The sequence below is a fragment of the Streptomyces sp. NPDC046122 genome (genome assembly GCF_056429965.1).
The window spans coordinates 458,851-479,635 of sequence record NZ_JBWKLQ010000005.1 but is presented as its reverse complement, the minus strand read 5'-3'; the positions used below and the strand labels follow the sequence as shown (position 1 = coordinate 479,635).

The window sequence follows — 20,785 nt, the reverse complement described above, 5'->3', positions numbered from 1 at the left end:
ACTGCAGGGGGGACCCTGTGGGAGAGTAGGACGCCGCCGAACAATCATTGTGGGAAAGCCCCGCACCTTTATGGTGCGGGGCTTTTCTGCGTTCCGGGGCCGGCGGCCGATGCGAGTCGGATAAAAACCGCTTGGTTCCTGAGCCGGCGGGCGCGAGTATCGCCGGATGGATTACGTGATTCGGGCGGTGTCCGACGCCCGTGAGTGGGCCAAGGCGAAGGAGTTGAGGCTTGCCGCGCTGCGGGATCCGGCGGCAGGCATCGCCTTTCTGGAGACCTACGAGAAGGCGGTGGCCGAATCGGATTCCTTCTGGCAGGAGCGTACGGCCAGGGTTGCCGGAGGCGGGGAGGCGCGGCAGTTCGTCGCGGAGACGCCGGACGGGCGGTGGCTGGGATCTGTCACGGGGATCGTCGAACGAGCGGGCGCGGAGGACGTTTTCGGCGGCGCCCCGGTGGTCGATCAGGTTCACGTGGTGGGGGTCTACGTGCGGCCCGAGGCGCGGGGCCGTGGTGCCGGCGTCGCGTTGGCGCTCGTCCGGGCGGCGCTGGAGTGGTCGTGGGGGCCGGCGGGTCCCCGGGTCGGGCGTGTACGGCTGTACGTGCACGAGCGCAACACGCGGGCGCAGGCGCTGTATGCCAAGGCCGGGTTCGTACGGAGTGGGACGTCCGTGATCATGCCGGGAGACCCTTCGGCCATGGAGTACGAGATGGTCGTGGAGCGGGCGTCGGCCGAGCCGGGGAGCTCGGTCTGACCGGTGGTCAGGGGGCCAGGACGTGGTCTGGCCAGCGGGCTCTGCCCTGCTCCTGGGAGCGGAGCAGGACCAGGGTCGGCAGGCCCTGGTCCTGACCGGTCGACAGCAGCTCGGGAAGCTGGGGAAGCGGAGCCACGGCCGCGACGTCGTCCAGGACGAACGTCATTGGTGGGTCGAGCCGACCGTCGGATGACCGTGCGGCCATGCGGCGGCCGTGCTCGACCACGCTTGAGGCGAGTGCGGTGAGCAGAGGCATCGCTCCGGGGCGCGACTTGGGGTCCTCGATTGCTTCACCCACCACATAAAGGGTGCCCCCTTCGGCCGCGAATGACTCCAGGGTGACCGAATCGGTTCGATTGGGTGTGCAGGCTTCGCGAATGTGGACGGACGACAGCGCGGCGAGTGCGCGCACCGTCAACTCTTGGGCGATCTCACGGCGTTCCGGGTACGCGGTGAGCGCGGACTCCAGGAGCCCTGCGGCGCCGCTGGACGCCTTCGGGTGCGTACGGAGGATACGTACCGGCTCGTGCGCACTGTGGCCCTGCGCCCAGCGGTGCACCTGGCGGAAGGGACGGCCGTCCACGGCGGCGGCGTGCAGCCAGCCGGTCAGGAGCGTCTCCGCGGTGTCGGCCATCGCGGTGTCGAGCCGCGCCTGGGGCCGTATCGGCGCGAGCAGCGCCACGGCGCGGGCGGCGGCGATGTCGGGGCGGTCGCAGCCGGCGGTGGGGGCCCAGTGGAGGCGGGCGGGGGTGTCGCAGAGGTGGCAGGGGTCGTAGACGAGTACGGGGCCGAGCTTGGCCCGCGCGTCCTTGGTCTCGGCCCATACGGCGGGGTCGGACGTGACGACGAGCGCCGGGCCCTCGGCATCGAGCACGGCCTGCACGGCGGTGGGCCTGCGCGCCGCGGATCCGCCGTAGACGAGGCGGGGGGCGCGGGCGGCGGGTACCGCCGGAGCGGTCCCGGCGGGGTGCGGGGCGTAGACAGTGGCGGGCGCGCCCGGGGCGACGCCTTGCGGGGGGCTGCCGGGGGTCCCTGGCAGGGGGCCTGGAGTGGCGCTTGTGACTGCGGGTTGTGGCGGACCCGCGTGAGTGCCTTGCAGCTGGCCCTGGCCTGCCGCGGCTGCCCAGCCGGCCTGGGGCGCGGTGACCGGTTGTCCGGGGTTGGAGGCCGAGGTCGAGGGCGGAGGCGGGCCGGCGTCGTGAGCCGCCATGGGCTGGTGGCCTGCGAGGGGCCCTGGGGCGGTGCCCGTCGCCGGGTGCGGCGGGTGTCCGTACGGTCCGGGGCCGATGGGGCCTTCTTGGGGTCCGCGACCCTCATGGGGGGCTGCTGCACCCGCTGTGGCGTGCGTACCCGGCCCGTGCGCATGGGCATCCGGGGCGTACGCGGCCGGCCCTTGTGTACCTGGTCCCTGTGTACCAGGCCCGTGGGCACCTGGCCCGGGCACACCCGGCCCGTAGGCACCTGGCCCGTGCGTGCCAGGTCCGTGGGCCCCCGGGGCGTATGTCCACGGCGCGTGCGCCCCCGGTCCGTACGCGGAAGCGGCGCCGTGTAGCGGGCTTTCGTGCGTACCTGGCGGGGTGGCGGGGAGGGAGTCCGCCCGCATGCCCGCGTCCCCCGTTGCCGCCGCGCCCGCCCTCGTCTTCGCCCTGGCCGTCTCGCGCTGTGCCTTGAGGCGGGCCAGTACGCCCAGTGCGAAGATCGTCAGCACGCCCAGCACCATCAGCTCGCCGATGAGCAGGCCCCAGAACAGCCCGTACCCCGACAGCTGGTCCGGTGGCGTGTCCGGCCAGGCGGCCGGGATGTCGTGCGGCGCGCCCATCAGGTGGCGCAGGGCCAGCGGCGTACGGGCGAAGGTGACGCCGTCCGGCCACGCGCCGTGCGCGAACAGGCCCGCCAGGCCCGTCGCCAGCCACGCCAGGATCGTCAGGCCCAGCAGGAACGCCAGCAGGCCGACCAGCAGCGAGTCCGGGATGCCGCGCTCGCCCTGCTGGTTGTGACCCTGCTGCCCGGTGTGGTGCTGTCTCATGTCAGGCGACCGTCGATTCCGAGGACGAGGACTCGTTCATCTGCTGCTCGATGAGGGCCGCCCGCTGCTCCGCCTCCCACTCCGCGGCTCGCAGGTCGTCGGAGATCATCTCCGCCGAGGTCTCCGTCATCGCGCGGTCCGTGAAGACGAGGGGGCGTTCCGCCTCTGTGATCAGGTGTTTGACGACCTGGACGTTGCCGTTCACGTCCCACACGGCGATGCCCGGCGTCAGGGTCGGGATGATCTCGACCGCCCAGCGCGGCAGGCCCAGCACCCGCCCCGTCGCCCGTGCCTCGTCCGCCTTCTGGGCGTAGATCGTCCGGGTCGAGGCCATCTTCAGGATCGCCGCCGCCTCTCTCGCCGCCGCGCCGTCCACCACGTCGGAGAGGTGGTGGACGACTGCCACGAACGACAGGCCGAGCCGGCGGCCGAACTTCAGCAGGCGCTGGAAGAGCTGCGCGACGAACGGGCTGTTGATGATGTGCCACGCCTCCTCCACCAGGAAGATGCGCTTCTTGCGGTCCGGCCGGATCCAGGTGTGTTCCAGCCACACGCCCACGATCGCCATCAGGATCGGCATCGCGATCGAGTTCCGGTCGATGTGGGACAGGTCGAAGACGATCAGCGGGGCGTCCAGGTCGATGCCGACCGTCGTCGGGCCGTCGAACATGCCGCGCAGGTCACCGTCGACGAGGCGGTCGAGGACGAGGGCGACGTCCAGGCCCCAGGCCCGTACGTCGTCCAGGTCGACGTTCATCGCCTCCGCCGACTCCGGTTCCGGGTGACGCAGTTGCTCGACGATGTCCGTGAGGACCGGCTGCCGGTCGACGATCGTCTCGTTCACGTACGCGTGCGCGACCTTGAGCGCGAAGCCGGACCGCTCGTCGAGGCCGTGCCCCATCGCGACCTCGATGATCGTACGGAGCAGCGCGAGCTGCCCCGTGGTCGTGATCGACGGGTCGAGGGGGTTGAGGCGGATGCCGTCGTTGAGGGCCGCTGTCGGGTCGAGCCGGATGGGAGTTATCCCCAGCTCCTCCGCGATCAGGTTCCACTCGCCGACGCCGTCCTCGCCCTGTGCGTCGAGGACGACCACCTGGCGGTCCTTGAAGCGCAGCTGCCGCAGTACGTACGTCTTCTCCAGCGCCGACTTGCCGTTGCCCGACTCGCCGAGGACCAGCCAGTGCGGCGCCGGGAGCTGCTGCCCGTACAGCTGGAAGGGGTCGTAGATGTACCCCTTGCCGCTGTAGACCTCGCGGCCGATGATCACGCCCGAGTCGCCGAGGCCGGGAGCGGCGGTGGGCAGATAGACGGCCTGCGCCTGGCCCGTCGACGTGCGGACGGGAAGTCTGGTCGTCTCGACCTTTCCGAAGAGGAAGCTGGTGAAGGCATCCGTGACGGCGGACAGCGGATCTCGCATGGCGGGTCTGCCCTCTCGGCTAACGACGGATACCGGTGGCGAACGGCAGGGTGTTGACGAACGCCCGGTGGTGCTCGCGGTCGCACCACTCCAGCTTCAGATACGACTTGCCCGCCGAGGCCCTGATGGTCCGCTTGTCGCGGGCCAGCGCCTCGGGTGAACGCGACGACACAGTGATGTACCCGACGAGATTGACCCCGGCCGCACCGCTCGCGAGATCTTCACCCCGCTGGTCGAGCCGGCCGTGAGCGGCGATGTCGCGCGGGTCGACGGTGCGGTTCATCTTGGCCTGCCGACTGGCTTCCGCCTCGTCGTTGGTCTTCTCCGTCAGCATGCGCTCGATGGCGATCTCGGTGGGCTCGAGGTCCATGGTCACGGCGACCGTACGGATGACGTCCGGGGTGTGGACGAGCAGCGGCGCGAGGAAGTTGACGCCGACCGGCGTCATCGGCCATTCCTTCACCCACGCCGTGGCGTGGCACCAGGGCGCGCGGGTGGACGACTCGCGCGTCTTGGCCTGGAGGTACGTCGCCTCCATGGCGTCCAGCTCGGCCGGCCAGGCGTTGCGTTTCGTCATGGCCTGGATGTGGTCGATGGGGTGGTCGGGGTCGTACATGGAGTGCACGAGGGAGGAGAGCCGCCCCTGGCCGAGGGGCTGGCGTACCCGGATGTCGGCCTCCGCCAGCCGCGCGCAGATGTCGGTCAGCTCGCGCGCCATGACGACGGCGAGGCCGGAGTCGCGGTCGAGCCTGCGGCCGCCGTGCGGGCGGGCGGCCCGGGCCATGGCGTTGGCCTCGGCGGCGAGCTCGCGGGAGTAGTGCATGCAGGCGACGAGGTAGGCGCGGTGCTGCTCGCTGGACGTGGAGACCATGGACTGGAGCTGGTCGTACGAGTCCTTCAGCCAGCCGGGGGCGTGCGCGTCGCCGCGCTGGGCTACGTCCTTGGCGTGGGCGTCGGGGTCGGCGGGGAGGGTGCGGGCGAGCATCTGGAGGCGGGTCACGAAGCCGTCGCCGTTGGCGACGTGCTTGAGCAGCGTGCCGAAACGGTCCACCAGGGCTTCCTGGTCCTCGCTGTCGCGCAGGCCGACGCCGGGTCCTTCGATCTCGATGGCCGCGGTGACCGTCCGCCGGTCGGCGTGGAGCAGTACGGCGATCTCGTCGGGGCCGAACGGGGCGGCGAGCCAGTTGATACGGCCGATGCCGGGCGGCGGTCCGACCTCCACCTCACGGCCGTCGCCGCGCACGCCGGCCTCCATGGCGCCGCTGCGGTACGTCGTGCCGTTGCGCAGGGTGCGCTTGTAACTGCGGTTGATCTCGAACCACTTGTAGAACGTGCGGTGCTTGTACGGGACGTACACCGCCATCAGGGCCAGCATCGGGAAGCCCATGAGCAGCACGATCCGCAGGGACAGGACGGGGACCAGCAGCCCGCTCATCATGCCGAGGAACGCGCCGGCGATGATCAGCGCGATCTCGCCGGTCTCGCGGTTCTTGCCGACGATCGCGTTCGGCCGGGCCCGGCCGATCAGATACGTGCGGCGGGGCGTGATCGGTGGGGACTGCGTCGTCAACGCCCTGCACCTCCTGTGCTGTTGTTGCCGGTGCCCGTGTTTCCGGTACCGCGGTTCGTGTGGGTGGCGTTGCTACGGGGCGAGGGGGCGGCGGAGGGGACGGCTCCGCCCCCGCCTCCCGACGCTCCCGCTCCGGGGCCGGCCGGTCCGCCCGCTCCGCCGCCGCGGGCGCTGTGGGCGGCCACGCCGCCGGTGACGGGGTTGGCCTGACGGGGCGGGGAGCTGTTGCCGCCCCGGTCGCCGCCACCGCCGCCACGGCTGCTGTGCGCCTTGATGCCCTGGGAGACGAGGGCGGCGGGGGAACTGATCACCGCGGCCGCCTGGGAGCCGTCGGTGGCCTTGTTCCGGTTGCGGCGGGCGGAGGCGATCTCGTCGCCGAAGCCGGGGACGAAGCGGTAGATCATGCCGGACGCGAAGATCGCCAGCAGGATGATGGCGAGGCCGGAGACGACGGCGGAGAACGCGTTCGGCCCGTCGTCGGCGGAGAGGGCCCCGGCGAGGCCGAGGACGATCACGATGACGGGCTTCACCATGATGATCGCGATCATGATGCCGGCCCAGCGGCGGACGTGGCCCCACATGTTCTTGTCGACGAGCCCCGCGTAGACGACCACGCCGAGGAGCGCGCCGACGTAGAGCAGCAGGGCGCGGATGAACAGCTCCAGGAAGAGGATCCCGGCCGCGAGGACGGTGACCAGTGAGACGACGATCAGCATGATCGGACCGCCGCCGATGTCGTCCCCCTTCTTGAGCGCTTCGGCGAACGACCCGAAGAACACGTCCGTCTGCCCGCCGGTACCGGCGGCGATGACCTCGGTGACGCCGTCGGTCGCGGTGACGACGGTGTAGAGGATCAGCGGCGTGAACGCGGAGGCGAGGACGGTGAGCCACAGGAACCCGATGGCCTCGGACAGCGCGGTAGCGAGCGGCACGCCGCGGATGGCGCGCTTGGCGACCGCGAGCAGCCACAGGACGAGGGTGAGGATGGCGGAGGCGGCGAAGACGATGGCGTACTGCTGGAGGAATTTGGGGTTGGTGAAGTCGACGGTGGCGGTCGACTTCACGGCCTCGGACAGCTTCCCCACGATCCAGGCGGCGGCGTCGGCGCAACCCTTGGAGAGGGAGGAGAGGGGGTCCACGGCGTCTACGGGGTCGGTGGGAGCCCGGAGATTGGAGCCGCCGCCTTCGCCGCCTTCGCAGTAGTCCTTGGCGGGGCCGACGATGAGGTCACAGTTGTCCTTCTCGGACGGCGACGGCGACGGCGTCGGTGCGGCGAAGGCCCGTGCCGGCAGAAGGACGACGGTCGTCTGTACGAGCGCGAGGGCGCCGGTGAGTTTCAGCGCCGGGCGTGGGCTACCGGGCATAGGTGAAGCCTCCGTACTCGTCGACTGCCTTGGCGATCTCATCCGCGCCGGAGGCCGCACGGTCGGCGTTCACGGGAGCCGGCCCCTCCTTCTGGGAGAAGCTCGCGACCTTCCAGTCGCTCCCCGCCCACTGGATTTCGAGCGTCATGGTGAACCAGTCGTTGGTCACCGGGTTGGTCGAGCCGACGCCTGCCGTACCGAAGACGCCCGTGCACCAGACCTCGACGGTTGCGGCGCTGTCCGTGTAACCGGTGACCTTGGTACCGACGGGCGCGGTGCGCGAGACGTACGTCATGCCCGGGGCGGCGTTGCCGTCCTTGTCGAGCCCGACCTTGTCCAAAAACTCCTGGTTGTAGGCCTTGTCGAACTTGGCTTCCAGTTCCGCGACCTTCGCCGGAACGAAGATCTGACCCACGATCTCCTGCCGGCGCTCAGGGTTGAGGATGTCGGCCGAGACGAGAGCCACCGCGAAGTTCGCTGCCGCGCTCTGTGCGCCCTGCTCGTCGTGGGCGAAGCCGGACGGGATCAGCCCGTTCTTGCCGGCGACCGGCTTCACACCCGTCGCCGCCGTCGCTTCCGCCGCGCCGCCCCGCTTCGCCTCGTTGTCCGTGACGCCCGCGCCGCCGCCCTGGTTCGCGAACGCGATGGCGGCGATCAGCAGGACCACCACGCCTACCACGGTGATGAGGGAACGCGAGGTCCGTACGGGCCGTCGGGCGCCCCCGTACACCTCGCTGCCGCCACTGCCCTCGGGCAGCCGTGTGCGGGTCTGGCCGGAGCCGCCGACACGGTCCGAACGACCGCTGCCGCTGCCGTAGCCGTGCTCGTCGCCGAGACTCATGCCGCGTGCGCCCCCTCAACCGATTGCGATGCCGCGTAGTACGACGGTAGCCGTGCTGGTTCCCGCGCGGGCGCGGTGTGGTGACTCGACATCAGGGAGACGCAACCTCAGCCAATGGGCACGACGGACGGGTGGGGTGGGAGAGCGGGCCGGGAGCACCCGGTGCTGGCTGAAGGTGGGTTAAACAGCCATCCCGTACACGATGGTGAAGAGTGTTCCGAGTGAGCCGATGATGAAGACGCCGGTGAGGCCGGCGACGATCAGCCCCTTGCCCTGTTCCGCGCTGAAGGTGTCCCTGAGGGCCGTCGCGCCGATCCGCTGCTTCGCGGCTCCCCAGATGGCGATTCCGAGGCAGAGGAGGATGGCGACAGCCATCACGACCTCGATCATGACGCGGGCTTCGTTCCCCAGGGTCCCGAACGGACCCCAGTTCGGGGCGATTCCACCGATGATGGTGGTGATGTCGCCCTTTTCGGCTGCCAGGTTCATGTAAGTCACCGCCCCTGTCGGGTAGTTCGTCGCCCCCGCCGCACGGCAGGGGTCACGCTCTATCTTCGCTGATGAACCGCACTGGTATGTCGACTTGGTGGCTGCCTTTTCCCGACCTCCGCAGGTGTGACCGGTCGGACCGCTCTGACCTGCGGTGCCGACCGGTTGTATTCGGAAACGCGTATGGTCACTCTGTGTATCACGAGGGGTGACTGCGGGCAATGACTGGCGTTATGCACCTTTGGTCGGACGTGGCGCAGCGGGTTGACCGGAGGGAGCGGGGCTTGGGTCGGTGGACGCGGTGGGGCGGGTGAGCTCGGACGTGGCGGGCGGGGTTGTGGATCATTCCGGGGTCGGGGTGACCGAGTCAGTTGCTTCTGGGGGGTTTGGGGCCGTCCCTGGGCGCTTGAGTGTCGGTGGGCCGGGGCGGTGCGTGACAGTTGTGTGGATGGAGTGACTCGGGTTGAACGGCGCCCGTCGCGTTCGGCCGGGTGGATGGAACCGAACCCAACAGAAGGCGATCCTCGTCGCTCCTTTTGGTCGCTTTGCCGCTCGGTCGAGGGCTGAGCCTCCGTCATCCGCGGACTTCGTCTCACACCCCAGCCCGCACGCGAGCTTCCTCGCCGCGCCACCCCACCGAGCGCCGGTTCGCATGCCCCGTCAGCCGCATCCCCATCAGTCACGACCTGCCGCCGCCGGGCTGAGCGCGCTGGAGGGCGGAACGCCGCCCGCAGTCGACCGGAGACCTCAGCCCCTACCGGCTCGTGGTCACGCGCGGGTGTGGGAATGCGGTGGGTCGAGCCAAGGGCCGTCGCCGCAGTCGCTGAGACTGGGGCTGCACCACCCCCAGACCTTCCGCGCCACCCACCCACGTACGTGCCACCCGGCGACGTATGAGCGACCCCTCACCGAGGCTGTCCCGTGGGCTCCCCCCGGGGGCCGGCCCTCCGACGCCACCCTCCGCCAAAAGGCGGCCCCCACACCAGAAGCAATCACTGCCCCAGGCCCAACAAAGCCCCCCGCCTGTCACCCCGCCCCCGCCGCACCTTTCCGCACACCGCGCATGGCGACGCAGTGGCCACCAGCGCCCGCTCAGTCCCCACCGTCACCCACGCGGGTGGTGCTCCCGGCCCGTTCCCTGCGCCCGCTCCCCGCGCCTTCCCCCCTCGCGCCCCGCGAACTTTCGGACGTGTTCGACGTCGCACCGGACGCGCGCGCGAAAACTGCTGTGAACCCGTCCTCGATGGGGGAGGGTTGAGAGGTGCGCAAAGTGTGGGTGGCCACCGGGATCGGGATCGGGCTGTGCCTGAGCTTCGTCGCGCTGCTCGTCGTCGGGACCTTCTCCGCAGCCGCGGGGCTGGCCGGCGCCGCAGGCGGCGGGCGGGCCGTCGGGCTGGCCAAGGGCGCCGTGCCCGCGCTGTACCAGCCGCTCGTACAGAAGTGGGGCAATCTCTGCCCGGCCATCAACCCCGCTCTGCTCGCCGCGCAGTTGTACCAGGAGAGCGGCTGGAACCCGAGGGCGCAGAGCCCCGCCAACGCGCGCGGCATCGCCCAGTTCATCCCCGGGACGTGGGCGTCCCACGGGGTCGACGGGGACAAGGACGGCGACCGTGACATCTGGGACCCGGCCGACGCGATTCCGTCAGCCGCGACGTACGACTGTGAATTGGCTGGATACGTCAAGAAGGTGCCGGGGGATCAGACCAAGAACATGCTCGCCGCGTACAACGCGGGCGCGTACGCCGTCATCAAGTACGGAGGCGTCCCGCCGTACCGCGAGACGCAGAACTACGTGAAGATCATCACCAGCCTGGAGCAGAGCTTCGCGCGTCCCGTCGGGCGCGTCGAGCCGTCGCGGCAGGCCGCCGGAGCCATCTACTTCGCGCAGAAGAAACTTGGCACCAAGTACCTGTGGGGCGGCAACGGCACGCCGGAGCAGGGTGGGCGTTTCGACTGCTCGGGGCTGACGCAGGCGGCCTACCGGACCGTCGACATCGAGCTGCCGCGCGTGGCCAACGATCAGTACAACGCGGGGCCGCATCCCTCGCGGGACGAGCTGTTGCCCGGCGACCTGGTGTTCTTCTCGGACGATCTCACCAATTCGCGCGCGATCCGGCACGTGGGGTTGTACGTCGGCGGCGGTTACATGATCAACGCTCCGTACACCGGAGCCGTCATCCGCTTCGACAAGATCGATACGCCGGACTACTTTGGTGCGACCCGGGTGACCAAGGATGGCGCGAAAGCGCTTCCGACGGACCTTCCGGAAGGGCGCGGCGGCGCGTGACATGGCTTGAACTCTCCGTTATCGCCACCCTCTGAGCTGCGACGACGTGTCTCTCTTCGATAACGTCATCGTGATCATTCGGTGGAGACTGGAACGGTGGGGGCCGGCCGGGCGTTCCCTGGTCCGAGGGAGTGGGACAGTCGCGTTGACACGCTGTACCGACCACGCGTGCGGACCACGCGATGCGATGCGGGGCGGTGCCGATCACGGCGCGGCGCGGCATGGCAGGCGCGGCATCGCATGGCGATCGCGTCACATGAACCACGGGGGTTCGCAGGAGTGGCACGCACACACGTGTGCCGCGCAGCAGGCAACAAGGCAAGGGGCCGCGGCAGATGGCTGGACTCGCACTGGATGGGGCGAACCCCGACGTCAGTCTGCTCTACGACATCAACGGGCTGGCGGCGGATGCGCCGGGCTGGTTCGACCGGGTCATGGAGTTCGTCGGTGAGTACGGGACCATGCTCGGCATCGTCCTGCTGGCGCTCTGGTGCTGGTGGAGCGTGCGCAAGAGCGAGGACGCGGTCTCCTCGGTGGCCGGGCTCGTCTGGGCGCCGCTGGCGGCCGGCATCGCGCTGCTGATCAACGTCCCGATTCGCGGGTTCGTGGAGCGGCCGAGACCGTTCAACGACCACAAGGGACTCGAAGTACTCATCGCGGGCAAGACGGACTATTCGTTCGTGAGTGATCACGCGACGCTGGCGATGGCCATCGCCGTCGGAGTCTTCGTCGCCAACCGGAAGTTCGGGATCGGGGCGATCGCGCTGGCCGTCGTGGCCGGTTTCTGCCGCGTCTACATGGGCGTGCACTACCCGACCGACGTCATCGGCGGGTTCGCCCTCGGTACGGCGGTGGCACTGCTGCTCGCGCCGGTCGCGATGGCGCTGCTGACGCCGCTCATGGCGGCGATCGCGCGGTCGGAGAAGGCGGGTTGGCTCGTACGGGCGAAGGGGTCCGCGGAGCGTACCGCCGGCGCCGGTACGGGGGCCGGTTCCGGCATGGGGTCCCGTGGCGGTGACGGCGGGTCGGCGGCCGTCCCGGCGCCGCGCGCCGGGGACAGCGCGCGCAACGACCTGGCCGCCTGAGGCCGAGGCAGTACGGATCTGTCCGGGCGTGCCCGGTCTGCGCCTACGGACGGGTCGACGCGTACGCCCGCCCGGTCTGCGCGTACGAGGCTGACGTCGAGGGGCATGTCGCGGGGCAGTCCCGTGGTGTGCCCCTCGGTGCGTCTCGGCCGGTGTTTCCCTGACGGGCTCAGAGGGCCTGCGGGAAGTCGAAGAGCCTGTCCGGGTCGTAACGCTTCTTCAGCGCTGTCAGGCGGGCGGCTCCCGGGCCGTAGTACGCCTTCCGCCAGTCCGTCAGGGTCGCGTCCGTGTAGTTCTGGTACGCCGCGCCGGAGGCGTACCGGCGCATCGCCCCGTGGGCGTTTTTCAGCCAGGTCTGCTGAGCGGTGCCGGCCGTGCCCGCGCGCCAGGCGCCGATGTACTGGGCGAGCATCCGGGAACGGCGGTGGACGAACGCCGTCGCGAGCGGGTCCACCCGGTTCACCGCGCCGCCGAGCGCGGTGAGGGCGATGCTGCCGCCGCCACCGCGAGCGGCGGGGATGCGGGTGAACGCCTCGGTCCGGGCGAGGAGCTCGCGTATGCCCGACGGCGAGAGCGAGCGGTCGAAGAAGTCGCTGCGGGCCGCGTACGTCTCGCGGCCGAGGGCGCCCTGCGGGGTGCGGCCGGGGGTGGTGCCCGGCAGGTGGCACTGGGCGTCGCTGAAACCGGCGCAGCCGGCGTAGACGAGCATCGACTCCTGGTAGCTGCGGCGGCGGAGCGAGACGGAGCGGGCGGGCGCGCCGATCTTGTCGGCGAGGCGGTCTACGGCGTTCTGGAGATCGCCGTACGTGCCCAGCGAGAAGGCGGAGACGGTGACGTTGGGCGTCCTGCCGCCGGGGCCGGCGGCGAGGTGCGCGGACGACCAGATCTCGTCGGGCTGCGACGGGCCCCACTCCTGCCAGGCGGCGATGACGGCCTGCGCCTTCGACCACGGCCAGGACATGTACGCGGTGACGGCGGCGGGCGCCGGGTGCGTGCGGAAGGTCAGTTCGGTCACCACGCCGAAGTTGCCGTTGCCCGCTCCCCGCAGGGCCCAGAACAGGTCCTGGTTCTCGTTCGGCGTGCAGTGGAGGCGCTTGCCCGCAGCGGTGATGAGGGTGGCGGAGGTGAGGTTGTCGCAGGTCAGGCCGTACGCGCGGGAGACGACGCCGTGGCCGCCGCCGAGAGTGAGGCCGGAGATGCCGACGGTGGGGCAGGACCCGGCGGGTATGGTGCGGCGGCCCTGGCGGGCGAGGCCCTGGTAGACGTCGATGAGCTTGGCTCCGGCCCCGACGGTCGCGGTGCTGCCGCTCGCCCTGACGCGGGCCAGCTTCGACACGTCGATGACCAGGCGGCCGGTGCCGGAGGACCACCCGGCGTACGAGTGACCGCCGTTGCGGATGGCGACCGGGGTCCGGTGCGCTCGGGCGAAGGCCAGGCACTCCTTGATGTCCGCCTCGTTGGCGACGTAGGCGACGGCGACGGGCTTCAGGTCGTCGAAGCGGGTGTTGTAGAGCAGGCGGGCCGTCTTGTAGGCGGCGTCCTCGGGGCGGACCAGCGGGCCGTCGAGACCGCGCGCGAGGGCGGCCCAGGTGGAGGTGGCCGAGGGCGGCGGGGTCCGGCCGCCGGGGCCGGGGCCCCGGGCTGTGGCGGCGCGGGTCCGGGCGGACGTGGAGGTGCCCGAACCCGTGCCGGTGCCGGGACTTGTGCCCGTGCAGGCCGCCGCTGCGACGGTGGCCGCGAGGGCCGTGGCCGAGGTGAGAAGTGTGCGCCGTTCCATGTTGTTGCCTCCCGGAGGCGAGACGGCTTTGCGGCGGGCCGGGTTCCTGCGGGGGCGGAGGTTTTTGCGGAAGCGCGCGCGGGCGTGCGGGCGGGGTGCGGGAGGCGGCGGGGGTGTAGGCGGGGGTGCGCGGCGCAGATGGATACTCCTGCACCGCCGCCGTGCCCCTATGCCGGGGCGGGTCCCGGACGCCCAGGGGGAGTTCGTGACGCTCGCCGGGACCGTGGGGACGGTGCGACGCGAGAGGGCGAGGGAGACGAGGGGGTCAGGTGGTGGTGGTCGTCGTGTGCTGGGTGGCGTCTGCTCGGGCTCTTTCGCGGGAGCGGCGGGCCGGGCCGCGCCAGCCGCAGGTGCAGTGGGCGAAGCAGAAGGAGCCGCGTTCGGTGGTGCCGGTGCGGTGGGGCGGGGCGTCCGGTGTGGCTTCCTGAAGCACGTGTCCACCGTACCGGGGGACTTCGGCGCCGTGCGCGGGGGCCGCCCGACCGAATGAGTGCGGGACGTTGGGCGTGACCGGCGGCGGTGGGGTGTCGTTAGGCGGGGCGGGTGGGATCGGACACCGGGTGGCAGGGCGTTGGGGGTTGGCGGCGATGGTGGTGCAGCAGCACAGGGTCAAGGGCGGTGCGGTCGCCCTGGCCGTCGCGGCGGGGCTGATCGGCTCCGCCGGGTGTTCCGGCGACGGTGCCGTCGCCGAGGACCAGCAGGGCGGTGATCCCCTGGCCGCCGTCCGCGGCGCGGCCGACGGGCTCGTCGACGCGGGGAGTTCCCAGGCCCGTACGTCCATGGTCATGGCCACCGGCGGCACGCGGGTCACCATCCGGGGCGAGGGAGCGTACGACTTCCGCAAGCGGATGGGGCAGCTCAAGGTGGTGCTGCCGCCCGATCCGGACGGTGCGGACAAGCACCGGCCCATCACCGAACTCCTCGCACCCGGCGCGCTCTACATGAAGAACCGGGGCGCGGGCGTGCCCGCCGACAAGTGGGTGCGGATCGACACGACCACGCTGGACGACGGGAACCTGGTCACCGGCGGCGCCACGGACCCGCTCGCCGCCGCCGAGTTGCTGCGCGGCGCGAAGGAAGCGGCGTACGTCGGGCGGGCCGATGTGGCCGGCACCGGTGTCCGGCACTACCGCGGGGTCACCGACATCGCCCGCGCCGCGCGCGTCGCCTCGCCGCACGTGCGCGGTGCGCTCGCCGCGGCGGCGAAAGGGTTCGCCAAGGACGCCGTCCCGTTCGACGCCTACCTCGACGACCAGGGGCGGCTGCGCAAGGTCCGCCACCGGTTCGACTTCGCCAATGCCGGCCGCACGGTGGCCGTCGCCTCCACGACGCTGCTGTACGCGTTCGGGGCGCCGGTCGACGTGCGGCTGCCGGCCGCGCGTGACATCTACGCCGGGAAGATCCAGGCGTGAGGTGGGGGCCGCCCGCCTCACCTGGGTGGCGGGGAAATGGCCCGTCCGTGCCATGCGCGGGGTGTGCCGCTCTGCCTACGCTAGGAAGCCGACGACGGCTGGGAGAGGTGATGCACGTGACTCCGCTCGGCAGCAGTACGCCCGTCCAGGACCACGTCGCCCTCGCCGAGATCGAGCTGTGCGGTGAGCTGATGATCGCGGCGTCCGCGGCCGACGGGGAACGCCTCAGCGCGGACCGTATCGACGAGGTGCTGAAGGTGGGGGCGGGAGCGCCCACGACGGCCGACGGCGTCGCCGAGCGGCCGGGGCGACCGCGGGACTGAAGGCCGCGGGACCGGGGAGACGGAGTACGGAGGCGGGCGGCCTGCGGAGGCCGGTGCGTGGCTCCCGGTCCGTACCCCTCGGCCGCCCGGACCGCCCCCGCCTCAGGTCCGCAGCAGGCGGGCGATCGCCTTCGTGGCTTCTTCGACCTTCTCGTCGATCTCTCCGCCGCCCTTGACCGCCGCGTCCGCCACGCAGTGCCTCAGGTGTTCCTCCAGGAGCTGGAGGGCGAAGGACTGGAGGGCCTTGGTCGACGCCGAGACCTGCGTGAGTATGTCGATGCAGTAGACGTCCTCGTCGACCAGCCGCTGCAGGCCGCGGATCTGGCCCTCGATCCGGCGCAGGCGCTTGAGGTGCTCGTCCTTCTGCTTGTGGTATCCGTGCACACCGAGGTCGTGGTCGGTCACCACGGCATCGGAGGCTCCAGCGGGCGCTTCGGTGTTGGTCGCGCCGGCCGCCTCGGTGGTCGTCATGGCGTCCTCCCGTTGTCCTCAAAGGGGCTGTATACCCCTCGTGGGTATATGGTAGCGAATTTCCGGGGTAGGGGCTCGGGGGCCCGTACTGAGCACTGTGCCTGATGGGCGACACTGAAGAACGCCGGTTAGCCGTGGCCGGATGATGCGCCTAGCATCACCCTGACCGAATCCAATGCACCCCGAGGACCCCACGTGCGCTTTCGTCTGACCCCCAGGGAGACGAGCTTCTACGACATGTTCTCCGCATCCGCGGACAACATCGTCACAGGCTCGAAGCTCCTGATGGAACTGCTCGGAGCGGACTCCTCCGCCCGGGCCGAGATCGCGGAGCGGATGAGGGCAGCGGAGCACGCGGGGGACGACGCGACCCACGCGATCTTCCACCAGCTGAACTCCTCGTTCATCACGCCGTTCGACCGCGAGGACATCTACAACCTCGCGTCGCAGCTTGACGACATCATGGATTACATGGAGGAGGCCGTCGACCTGGTCGTGCTGTACCAGATCGAGGAGCTGCCCAAGGGCGTCGAGCAGCAGATCGAGGTACTGGCGCGAGCGGCCGAGCTGACCGCCGAGGCCATGCCGCACCTGCGGACCATGACGAACCTCACCGAGTACTGGATCGAGGTCAACCGCCTCGAGAACCAGGCCGACCAGATCCACCGCAAGCTGCTCGCGCACCTCTTCAACGGCAAGTACGACGCCATGGACGTGCTCAAGCTGAAGCAGATCGTGGACGTGCTGGAGGAGGCGGCCGACGCCTTCGAGCACGTCGCCAACACGGTCGAGACGATCGCCGTCAAGGAGTCCTGACCTCCGGTGGACACCTTTGCGCTCATCGTGACCATCGGGGTCGCGCTCGGATTCACGTACACCAACGGCTTTCACGACTCCGCGAACGCCATCGCGACTTCGGTTTCCACGCGGGCGCTGACCCCGCGCGCGGCCCTCGCCATGGCCGCCGTGATGAACCTCGCCGGCGCCTTCCTCGGCAGCGGCGTCGCCAAGACCGTCAGTGAGGGGCTCATCGCGACCCCGCACGGCGACAAGGGGATGGGAATCCTCTTCGCCGCGTTGGTCGGCGCGATCGTCTGGAACCTCGTCACCTGGTACTTCGGTCTTCCCTCGTCCTCCTCGCACGCCCTCTTCGGCGGCATGGTGGGCGCGGCGCTCGCGGGCGGCACCGAGGTCATCTGGACCGGGGTGCTGGAGAAGGTCGTCATCCCGATGTTCATCTCGCCGTTCGTCGGGCTGCTGCTCGGCTACCTGGTGATGGTCGTCATCCTGTGGATGTTCCGTAAGGCCAACCCGCACAAGGCGAAGCGGGGCTTCCGTATCGCCCAGACCGTGTCCGCGGCCGGCATGGCGCTCGGCCACGGTCTGCAGGACGCGCAGAAGACCATGGGCATCGTGGTGATGGCGCTCGTCATCGCCGATGTCGAGGGTCAGGGCGACGCGATCCCGATGTGGGTCAAGATCGCCTGTGCGCTGACGCTCTCGCTCGGTACGTACGCGGGCGGTTGGCGGATCATGCGGACGCTGGGCCGGCGGATCATCGAGCTGGACCCGCCGCAGGGCTTCGCGGCGGAGACCACGGCCGCGTCCGTGATGTACACGGCCTCGTTCATGTTCCACGCGCCGATCTCGACGACGCACGTCATCACCTCCGCGATCATGGGCGTCGGCTCGACCAAGGGGTCGCGCGCCGTGCGGTGGGGCGTCGCCAAGAACATCGTGATGGGCTGGTTCATCACGATGCCGGCCGCCGCCCTGGTGGCCGCCTCGTGTTACTGGGTCGTGCTGCTCGCCTTCGGCTAGCGGCCGGTCCGCCGGTACGGAAAGGGGCCCGCCCCCACTCCTTGTGAGGAGTGGGGGCGGGCCCTTTTGCCTTGCGGTGGCACCGCCATGCAGCACCGCAGGACAGGAGTGGCGGCCCGCTTCTAGCCGAAGCGGCCGGAGATGTAGTCCTCCGTCGCCTGGACGGACGGGTTGGAGAAGATCCGCTCGGTGTCGTCTATCTCGATCAGCTTGCCGGGCTGGCCGATCGCCGCGAGGTTGAAGAACGCCGTGCGGTCCGAGACGCGGGCGGCCTGCTGCATGTTGTGCGTCACGATGACGATCGTGAAGCGCTCCTTCAGCTCACCGATCAGGTCCTCGATGGCGAGGGTCGAGATCGGGTCCAGGGCCGAGCACGGCTCGTCCATGAGGAGGACCTGCGGCTCGACCGCGATCGCGCGGGCGATGCACAGGCGCTGCTGCTGGCCGCCGGAGAGCCCGGAGCCGGGCTTGTTCAGGCGGTCCTTGACCTCGTTCCAGAGGTTGGCGCCGCGCAGGGACTTCTCGACGACCTCGGACAGCTTGTTCTTCTTGTACGAGCCGTTGAGGCGCAGGCCCGCCGCCACGTTGTCGAAGATCGACATGGTGGGGAACGGGTTCGGGCGCTGGAAGACCATGCCGACCGTACGGCGGACGGCGACCGGGTCGACGTCCTTGGCGTACAGGTTCTCGTCGTCCAGGAGGACCTTGCCCTCGACGCGGCCACCGGGGGTGACCTCGTGCATCCGGTTGAGGGTGCGCAGGAAGGTGGACTTGCCGCAGCCGGAGGGGCCGATGAAGGCCGTCACGGAGCGGGGCTCGACGGTCATCGAGATGTCGTCGATCGCCTTGTGGTTGCCGTAGTAGGCCGACAGGCCGCTGATGTCGATGCGCTTGGCCATTGAGATCACTGCTTTCCGTTGGCCTTAGCGGCCGGTGCTCGGGGCCTTCCAGCGGGCGATGCCGCGGGCCACCAGGTTGAGGATCATGACGAAGGCGATCAGGACGAGGGCTGCGCCCCAGGCCCGGTCGACCGACGCTTCGGTGCCGACGATGTACTGCTCGTACACGTAGAGCGGAAGCGAGGACTGGGCGCCTTCGAAGGGGTTCGGGTTGATCAGCTTCGTACCGAAGACGAGCAACAGAACCGGGGCGGTCTCACCCGTGATTCGGGCCACCGCGAGCATCACACCGGTGGTGATGCCGCCGATCGCGGTCGGCAGCACCACCTTGAGAATGGTCCGCCACTTGGGGACGCCGAGAGCCAGCGAGGCCTCGCGCAGCTCGTTCGGGACGAGCTTGAGCATCTCCTCGGTGGAGCGGACGACGACCGGCATCATCAGGATCGCGAGGGCCAGCGCGCCGGCGAATCCGGAGGGCCCGAAGCCCAGCATCAGATTCCAGGTGGCGAGGATGAACAGGCCCGCGACGATCGACGGGATGCCCGTCATGACGTCGACGAAGAAGGTGACGGTCTTCGCGAGCCTGCCGCGGCCGTACTCGACCAGGTAGACCGCGGTGAGCAGGCCGATCGGGGCGGCGATCAGGGTCGCGATGCCGACCTGCTCCAGGGTGCCGAGCAGGGCGTGGTAGATGCCGCCGCCCTCGTCGGTGTCGAGCAGGCCGCTCATCGAGTGGCTGAGGAAGTAACCGTCGAGGACCTTGATCCCCTTGCTGATCGTCACCCACGCCAGGGACAGCAGCGGGATGAGCGCGAGGATGAAGCAGACCCACACGACGCTGGTGGCGACGCGGTCCTTGCCCTGGCGACTGCCCTCCACCTTGGTGGTGATGGCGAAGGTGGCCAGTATGAAGATCAGGGCGGCGATCATGCCCCACTGCACGCGGCTGTGCCAGCCGGCGACGAGGCCGATGCCGACGCCGGCCGCCACGGACCCGGCGGCGATGGCGGCGGGGGCCCAGCGGGGGAGGCGGGCGTGGGCGAGCGTCGCGTGCGGCGCGGGGGAGACCGGGGGCTTGTCCATTACCTGGGTCGTCTGGCTCATGCGTTGGCCCCCGAGTACTCCTTGCGGCGGCCGATGATCCAGCGGGCGGCGCCGTTGACCAGCAACGTGATGACGAAGAGCACGAGCCCGGATGCGATCAGGGCGTCGCGGCCGAACTCGTCCGCCTCGTTGAACTTCGCGGCGATGTTCTGCGCGAAGGTGCCGCCGCCCGGGTCGAGCAGCCGGCCGGAGATGATGAAGCTCGGGGAGAGGACGACGGCGACGGCCATCGTCTCGCCGAGGGCGCGGCCGAGGCCCAGCATCGAGGCGCTGATGATGCCCGAGCGGCCGAAGGGCAGGACGGACATCCGCATGACTTCCCAGCGTGTGGCGCCGAGGGCCAGGGCGGCCTCCTCGTGCATCTTCGGAGACTGGAGGAAGACCTCGCGGGTGACGTTGGTGACGATCGGCAGGATCATGATCGCCAGCAGGATGCCGACCGTGAAGAGGTTGCGGGCGACGCCGTCGCTCGTCTTGTCGAAGACGTACGTCCAGCCGAGGTACTCGTCGAGCCACTGGTTGAGACCGTCCAGGTACGGGACCAGGAAGACGGCGCCCCACAGGCCGTAGATGATGCTCGGCACCGCGGCGAGCAGGTCGACCACGTACGCGAGCGGTGTGGCCAGCCTGCGCGGGGCGTAGTGCGAGATGAACAGCGCGATGCCGATGGCGACCGGCACGGCGATGAGCATGGCGATGATCGAGCTGACGATCGTGCCGAAGAGCAGGACGGCGATGCCGAAGACCGGCGGGTCGCCCGCCGGGTTCCACTCCGAGCTGGTGAGGAAGTTGGCCTCGTCCTTCGAGACGGCGAGGCCGGTGCGGTAGGTGAGGAAGGCCGCGATGGCGGCCATGATCACCAGCAGCGCGATGCCCGACCCCCGGGACAGGCCGAGGAAGACCCGGTCACCGGCGTGCGTGCTGCCCTGGGAGGCCAGCGTGTCGCCGGGTCCCGGCGGGGGTGGGGAGGACGAGGTGGGTGCGGTTGCTATATCCATCGGCTTTCTCCGGTCTGCGGAGCCGGTGAGGGCTCCTGGCGGCGGTGCACCGGAAGGCGGGGGCGGCCCAGGTCCCGGGGCCCGGCCCGCCCAAGGGGCGGGGAGGGGGGGGGAGATCTCTCGGAACCTGTCCCTGATCCCTTCCTAGGG

19 protein-coding genes are annotated in these 20,785 nt (G+C 70.3%); 7 read left to right on the top strand and 12 right to left on the bottom strand.

The features are described 5' to 3' along the window. Window positions 1-166: 166 nt before the first annotated feature. Window positions 167-751, top strand: a complete 585-nt coding sequence (locus AC07FK_RS18065) for a GNAT family N-acetyltransferase (RefSeq protein ID WP_479105843.1) — start codon at window positions 167-169, stop codon at window positions 749-751. Between the two features lie 7 nt (window positions 752-758). Here the strand turns inward: AC07FK_RS18065 and AC07FK_RS18060 are convergent, their stop codons facing one another. The 6 genes from AC07FK_RS18060 to AC07FK_RS18035 form a co-directional block, all read right to left on the bottom strand. After that, window positions 759-2,777 (bottom strand): type IV secretory system conjugative DNA transfer family protein, encoded by a 2,019-nt coding sequence (locus AC07FK_RS18060; protein WP_479105842.1) that lies wholly within the window; start codon window positions 2,775-2,777, stop codon window positions 759-761. 1 nt (window position 2,778) lies between these two features. Beyond that, the gene (locus tag AC07FK_RS18055) at window positions 2,779-4,194 is read right to left on the bottom strand and encodes an ATP-binding protein (protein WP_479105841.1); all 1,416 of its coding nucleotides are present in this window, start codon (window positions 4,192-4,194) and stop codon (window positions 2,779-2,781) included. A 19-nt stretch (window positions 4,195-4,213) separates the two neighbouring features. Then, on the bottom strand, window positions 4,214-5,764 hold the full coding sequence (locus tag AC07FK_RS18050; protein WP_479105840.1) for an SCO6880 family protein: 1,551 nt from the start codon (window positions 5,762-5,764) through the stop codon (window positions 4,214-4,216). Beyond that, window positions 5,761-7,128 carry a hypothetical protein gene (locus AC07FK_RS18045; RefSeq protein ID WP_479105839.1) on the bottom strand — a complete coding sequence of 456 codons (1,368 nt, stop codon included), beginning with the start codon at window positions 7,126-7,128 and terminating at the stop codon, window positions 5,761-5,763. The genes AC07FK_RS18050 and AC07FK_RS18045 overlap by 4 nt, the downstream gene beginning before the upstream one ends. Then, entirely contained in the window at window positions 7,118-7,969 is an 852-nt protein-coding gene (locus AC07FK_RS18040; RefSeq protein WP_479105838.1) for a DUF8175 domain-containg protein, read from the bottom strand. Before AC07FK_RS18040 ends, AC07FK_RS18045 begins: the two co-directional genes overlap by 11 nt. A gap of 180 nt (window positions 7,970-8,149) precedes the next feature. Then, window positions 8,150-8,458, bottom strand: coding sequence for a hypothetical protein (locus AC07FK_RS18035; protein WP_028814667.1), 309 nt, complete (start codon window positions 8,456-8,458; stop codon window positions 8,150-8,152). Window positions 8,459-9,734: 1,276 nt separating this feature from the next. Here AC07FK_RS18035 and AC07FK_RS18030 point away from each other — a divergent pair. Both AC07FK_RS18030 and AC07FK_RS18025 read left to right on the top strand, forming a co-directional pair. Then, window positions 9,735-10,745, top strand: coding sequence for a C40 family peptidase (locus AC07FK_RS18030; RefSeq protein WP_479105882.1), 1,011 nt, complete (start codon window positions 9,735-9,737; stop codon window positions 10,743-10,745). 335 nt (window positions 10,746-11,080) lie between these two features. Further along, on the top strand, window positions 11,081-11,830 hold the full coding sequence (locus AC07FK_RS18025; protein WP_479105837.1) for a phosphatase PAP2 family protein: 750 nt from the start codon (window positions 11,081-11,083) through the stop codon (window positions 11,828-11,830). Window positions 11,831-11,999: 169 nt separating this feature from the next. Here the strand turns inward: AC07FK_RS18025 and AC07FK_RS18020 are convergent, their stop codons facing one another. Together AC07FK_RS18020 and AC07FK_RS18015 are read right to left on the bottom strand one after the other, a co-directional pair. After that, window positions 12,000-13,607 (bottom strand): FAD-binding oxidoreductase, encoded by a 1,608-nt coding sequence (locus AC07FK_RS18020; RefSeq protein ID WP_479105836.1) that lies wholly within the window; start codon window positions 13,605-13,607, stop codon window positions 12,000-12,002. 265 nt (window positions 13,608-13,872) lie between these two features. Continuing rightward, window positions 13,873-14,040 carry a hypothetical protein gene (locus AC07FK_RS18015; RefSeq protein WP_479105835.1) on the bottom strand — a complete coding sequence of 56 codons (168 nt, stop codon included), beginning with the start codon at window positions 14,038-14,040 and terminating at the stop codon, window positions 13,873-13,875. A gap of 154 nt (window positions 14,041-14,194) precedes the next feature. Between AC07FK_RS18015 and AC07FK_RS18010 the strand changes: the two genes are divergently transcribed. Together AC07FK_RS18010 and AC07FK_RS18005 are read left to right on the top strand one after the other, a co-directional pair. Then, complete coding sequence (locus AC07FK_RS18010; RefSeq protein ID WP_479105834.1) at window positions 14,195-15,019, top strand: SCO4651 family lipoprotein; 825 nt, start codon at window positions 14,195-14,197, stop codon at window positions 15,017-15,019. Between the two features lie 110 nt (window positions 15,020-15,129). After that, window positions 15,130-15,342, top strand: a complete 213-nt coding sequence (locus tag AC07FK_RS18005) for a hypothetical protein (protein WP_479105833.1) — start codon at window positions 15,130-15,132, stop codon at window positions 15,340-15,342. Between the two features lie 102 nt (window positions 15,343-15,444). Here AC07FK_RS18005 and AC07FK_RS18000 read toward each other — a convergent pair whose 3' ends face one another. Beyond that, complete coding sequence (locus AC07FK_RS18000) at window positions 15,445-15,813, bottom strand: metal-sensitive transcriptional regulator (protein ID WP_479105832.1); 369 nt, start codon at window positions 15,811-15,813, stop codon at window positions 15,445-15,447. A 195-nt stretch (window positions 15,814-16,008) separates the two neighbouring features. Between AC07FK_RS18000 and AC07FK_RS17995 the strand changes: the two genes are divergently transcribed. Continuing rightward, window positions 16,009-16,629 carry a DUF47 domain-containing protein gene (locus tag AC07FK_RS17995; RefSeq protein ID WP_215129700.1) on the top strand — a complete coding sequence of 207 codons (621 nt, stop codon included), beginning with the start codon at window positions 16,009-16,011 and terminating at the stop codon, window positions 16,627-16,629. Window positions 16,630-16,635: 6 nt separating this feature from the next. Further along, a complete protein-coding gene (locus tag AC07FK_RS17990; protein WP_479105831.1) occupies window positions 16,636-17,634 on the top strand; it encodes an inorganic phosphate transporter in 999 nt (332 codons plus the stop codon). Window positions 17,635-17,756: 122 nt separating this feature from the next. Here the strand turns inward: AC07FK_RS17990 and pstB are convergent, their stop codons facing one another. Genes pstB through pstC form a run of 3 tightly spaced genes read right to left on the bottom strand, consistent with a single transcriptional unit; the run spans window position 17,757 to window position 20,635 of the window. Continuing rightward, window positions 17,757-18,533 (bottom strand): phosphate ABC transporter ATP-binding protein PstB, encoded by a 777-nt coding sequence (pstB, locus tag AC07FK_RS17985; protein ID WP_479105830.1) that lies wholly within the window; start codon window positions 18,531-18,533, stop codon window positions 17,757-17,759. A gap of 24 nt (window positions 18,534-18,557) precedes the next feature. After that, window positions 18,558-19,637, bottom strand: a complete 1,080-nt coding sequence (pstA, locus tag AC07FK_RS17980) for a phosphate ABC transporter permease PstA (RefSeq protein WP_479105829.1) — start codon at window positions 19,635-19,637, stop codon at window positions 18,558-18,560. Further along, the gene (gene pstC, locus AC07FK_RS17975) at window positions 19,634-20,635 is read right to left on the bottom strand and encodes a phosphate ABC transporter permease subunit PstC (RefSeq protein ID WP_479105828.1); all 1,002 of its coding nucleotides are present in this window, start codon (window positions 20,633-20,635) and stop codon (window positions 19,634-19,636) included. The genes pstA and pstC overlap by 4 nt, the downstream gene beginning before the upstream one ends. Window positions 20,636-20,785 lie beyond the last annotated feature (150 nt).

Bases quoted from the DNA above. Each gene is read 5' to 3' on its own strand.
- AC07FK_RS18000 (WP_479105832.1), bottom strand. From the start codon at position 15,813: ATGACGACCACCGAGGCGGCCGGCGCGACCAACACCGAAGCGCCCGCT.
- AC07FK_RS18035 (WP_028814667.1), bottom strand. From the start codon at position 8,458: ATGAACCTGGCAGCCGAAAAGGGCGACATCACCACCATCATCGGTGGA.
- AC07FK_RS18010 (WP_479105834.1), top strand. From the start codon at position 14,195: ATGGTGGTGCAGCAGCACAGGGTCAAGGGCGGTGCGGTCGCCCTGGCC.
- pstC (WP_479105828.1), bottom strand. From the start codon at position 20,635: ATGGATATAGCAACCGCACCCACCTCGTCCTCCCCACCCCCGCCGGGA.
- AC07FK_RS18040 (WP_479105838.1), bottom strand. From the start codon at position 7,969: ATGAGTCTCGGCGACGAGCACGGCTACGGCAGCGGCAGCGGTCGTTCG.
- AC07FK_RS18065 (WP_479105843.1), top strand. From the start codon at position 167: ATGGATTACGTGATTCGGGCGGTGTCCGACGCCCGTGAGTGGGCCAAG.
- pstB (WP_479105830.1), bottom strand. From the start codon at position 18,533: ATGGCCAAGCGCATCGACATCAGCGGCCTGTCGGCCTACTACGGCAAC.
- AC07FK_RS18055 (WP_479105841.1), bottom strand. From the start codon at position 4,194: ATGCGAGATCCGCTGTCCGCCGTCACGGATGCCTTCACCAGCTTCCTC.
- AC07FK_RS18020 (WP_479105836.1), bottom strand. From the start codon at position 13,607: ATGGAACGGCGCACACTTCTCACCTCGGCCACGGCCCTCGCGGCCACC.
- AC07FK_RS18025 (WP_479105837.1), top strand. From the start codon at position 11,081: ATGGCTGGACTCGCACTGGATGGGGCGAACCCCGACGTCAGTCTGCTC.
- AC07FK_RS18005 (WP_479105833.1), top strand. From the start codon at position 15,130: ATGCACGTGACTCCGCTCGGCAGCAGTACGCCCGTCCAGGACCACGTC.
- AC07FK_RS18060 (WP_479105842.1), bottom strand. From the start codon at position 2,777: ATGAGACAGCACCACACCGGGCAGCAGGGTCACAACCAGCAGGGCGAG.
- pstA (WP_479105829.1), bottom strand. From the start codon at position 19,637: ATGAGCCAGACGACCCAGGTAATGGACAAGCCCCCGGTCTCCCCCGCG.
- AC07FK_RS18045 (WP_479105839.1), bottom strand. From the start codon at position 7,128: ATGCCCGGTAGCCCACGCCCGGCGCTGAAACTCACCGGCGCCCTCGCG.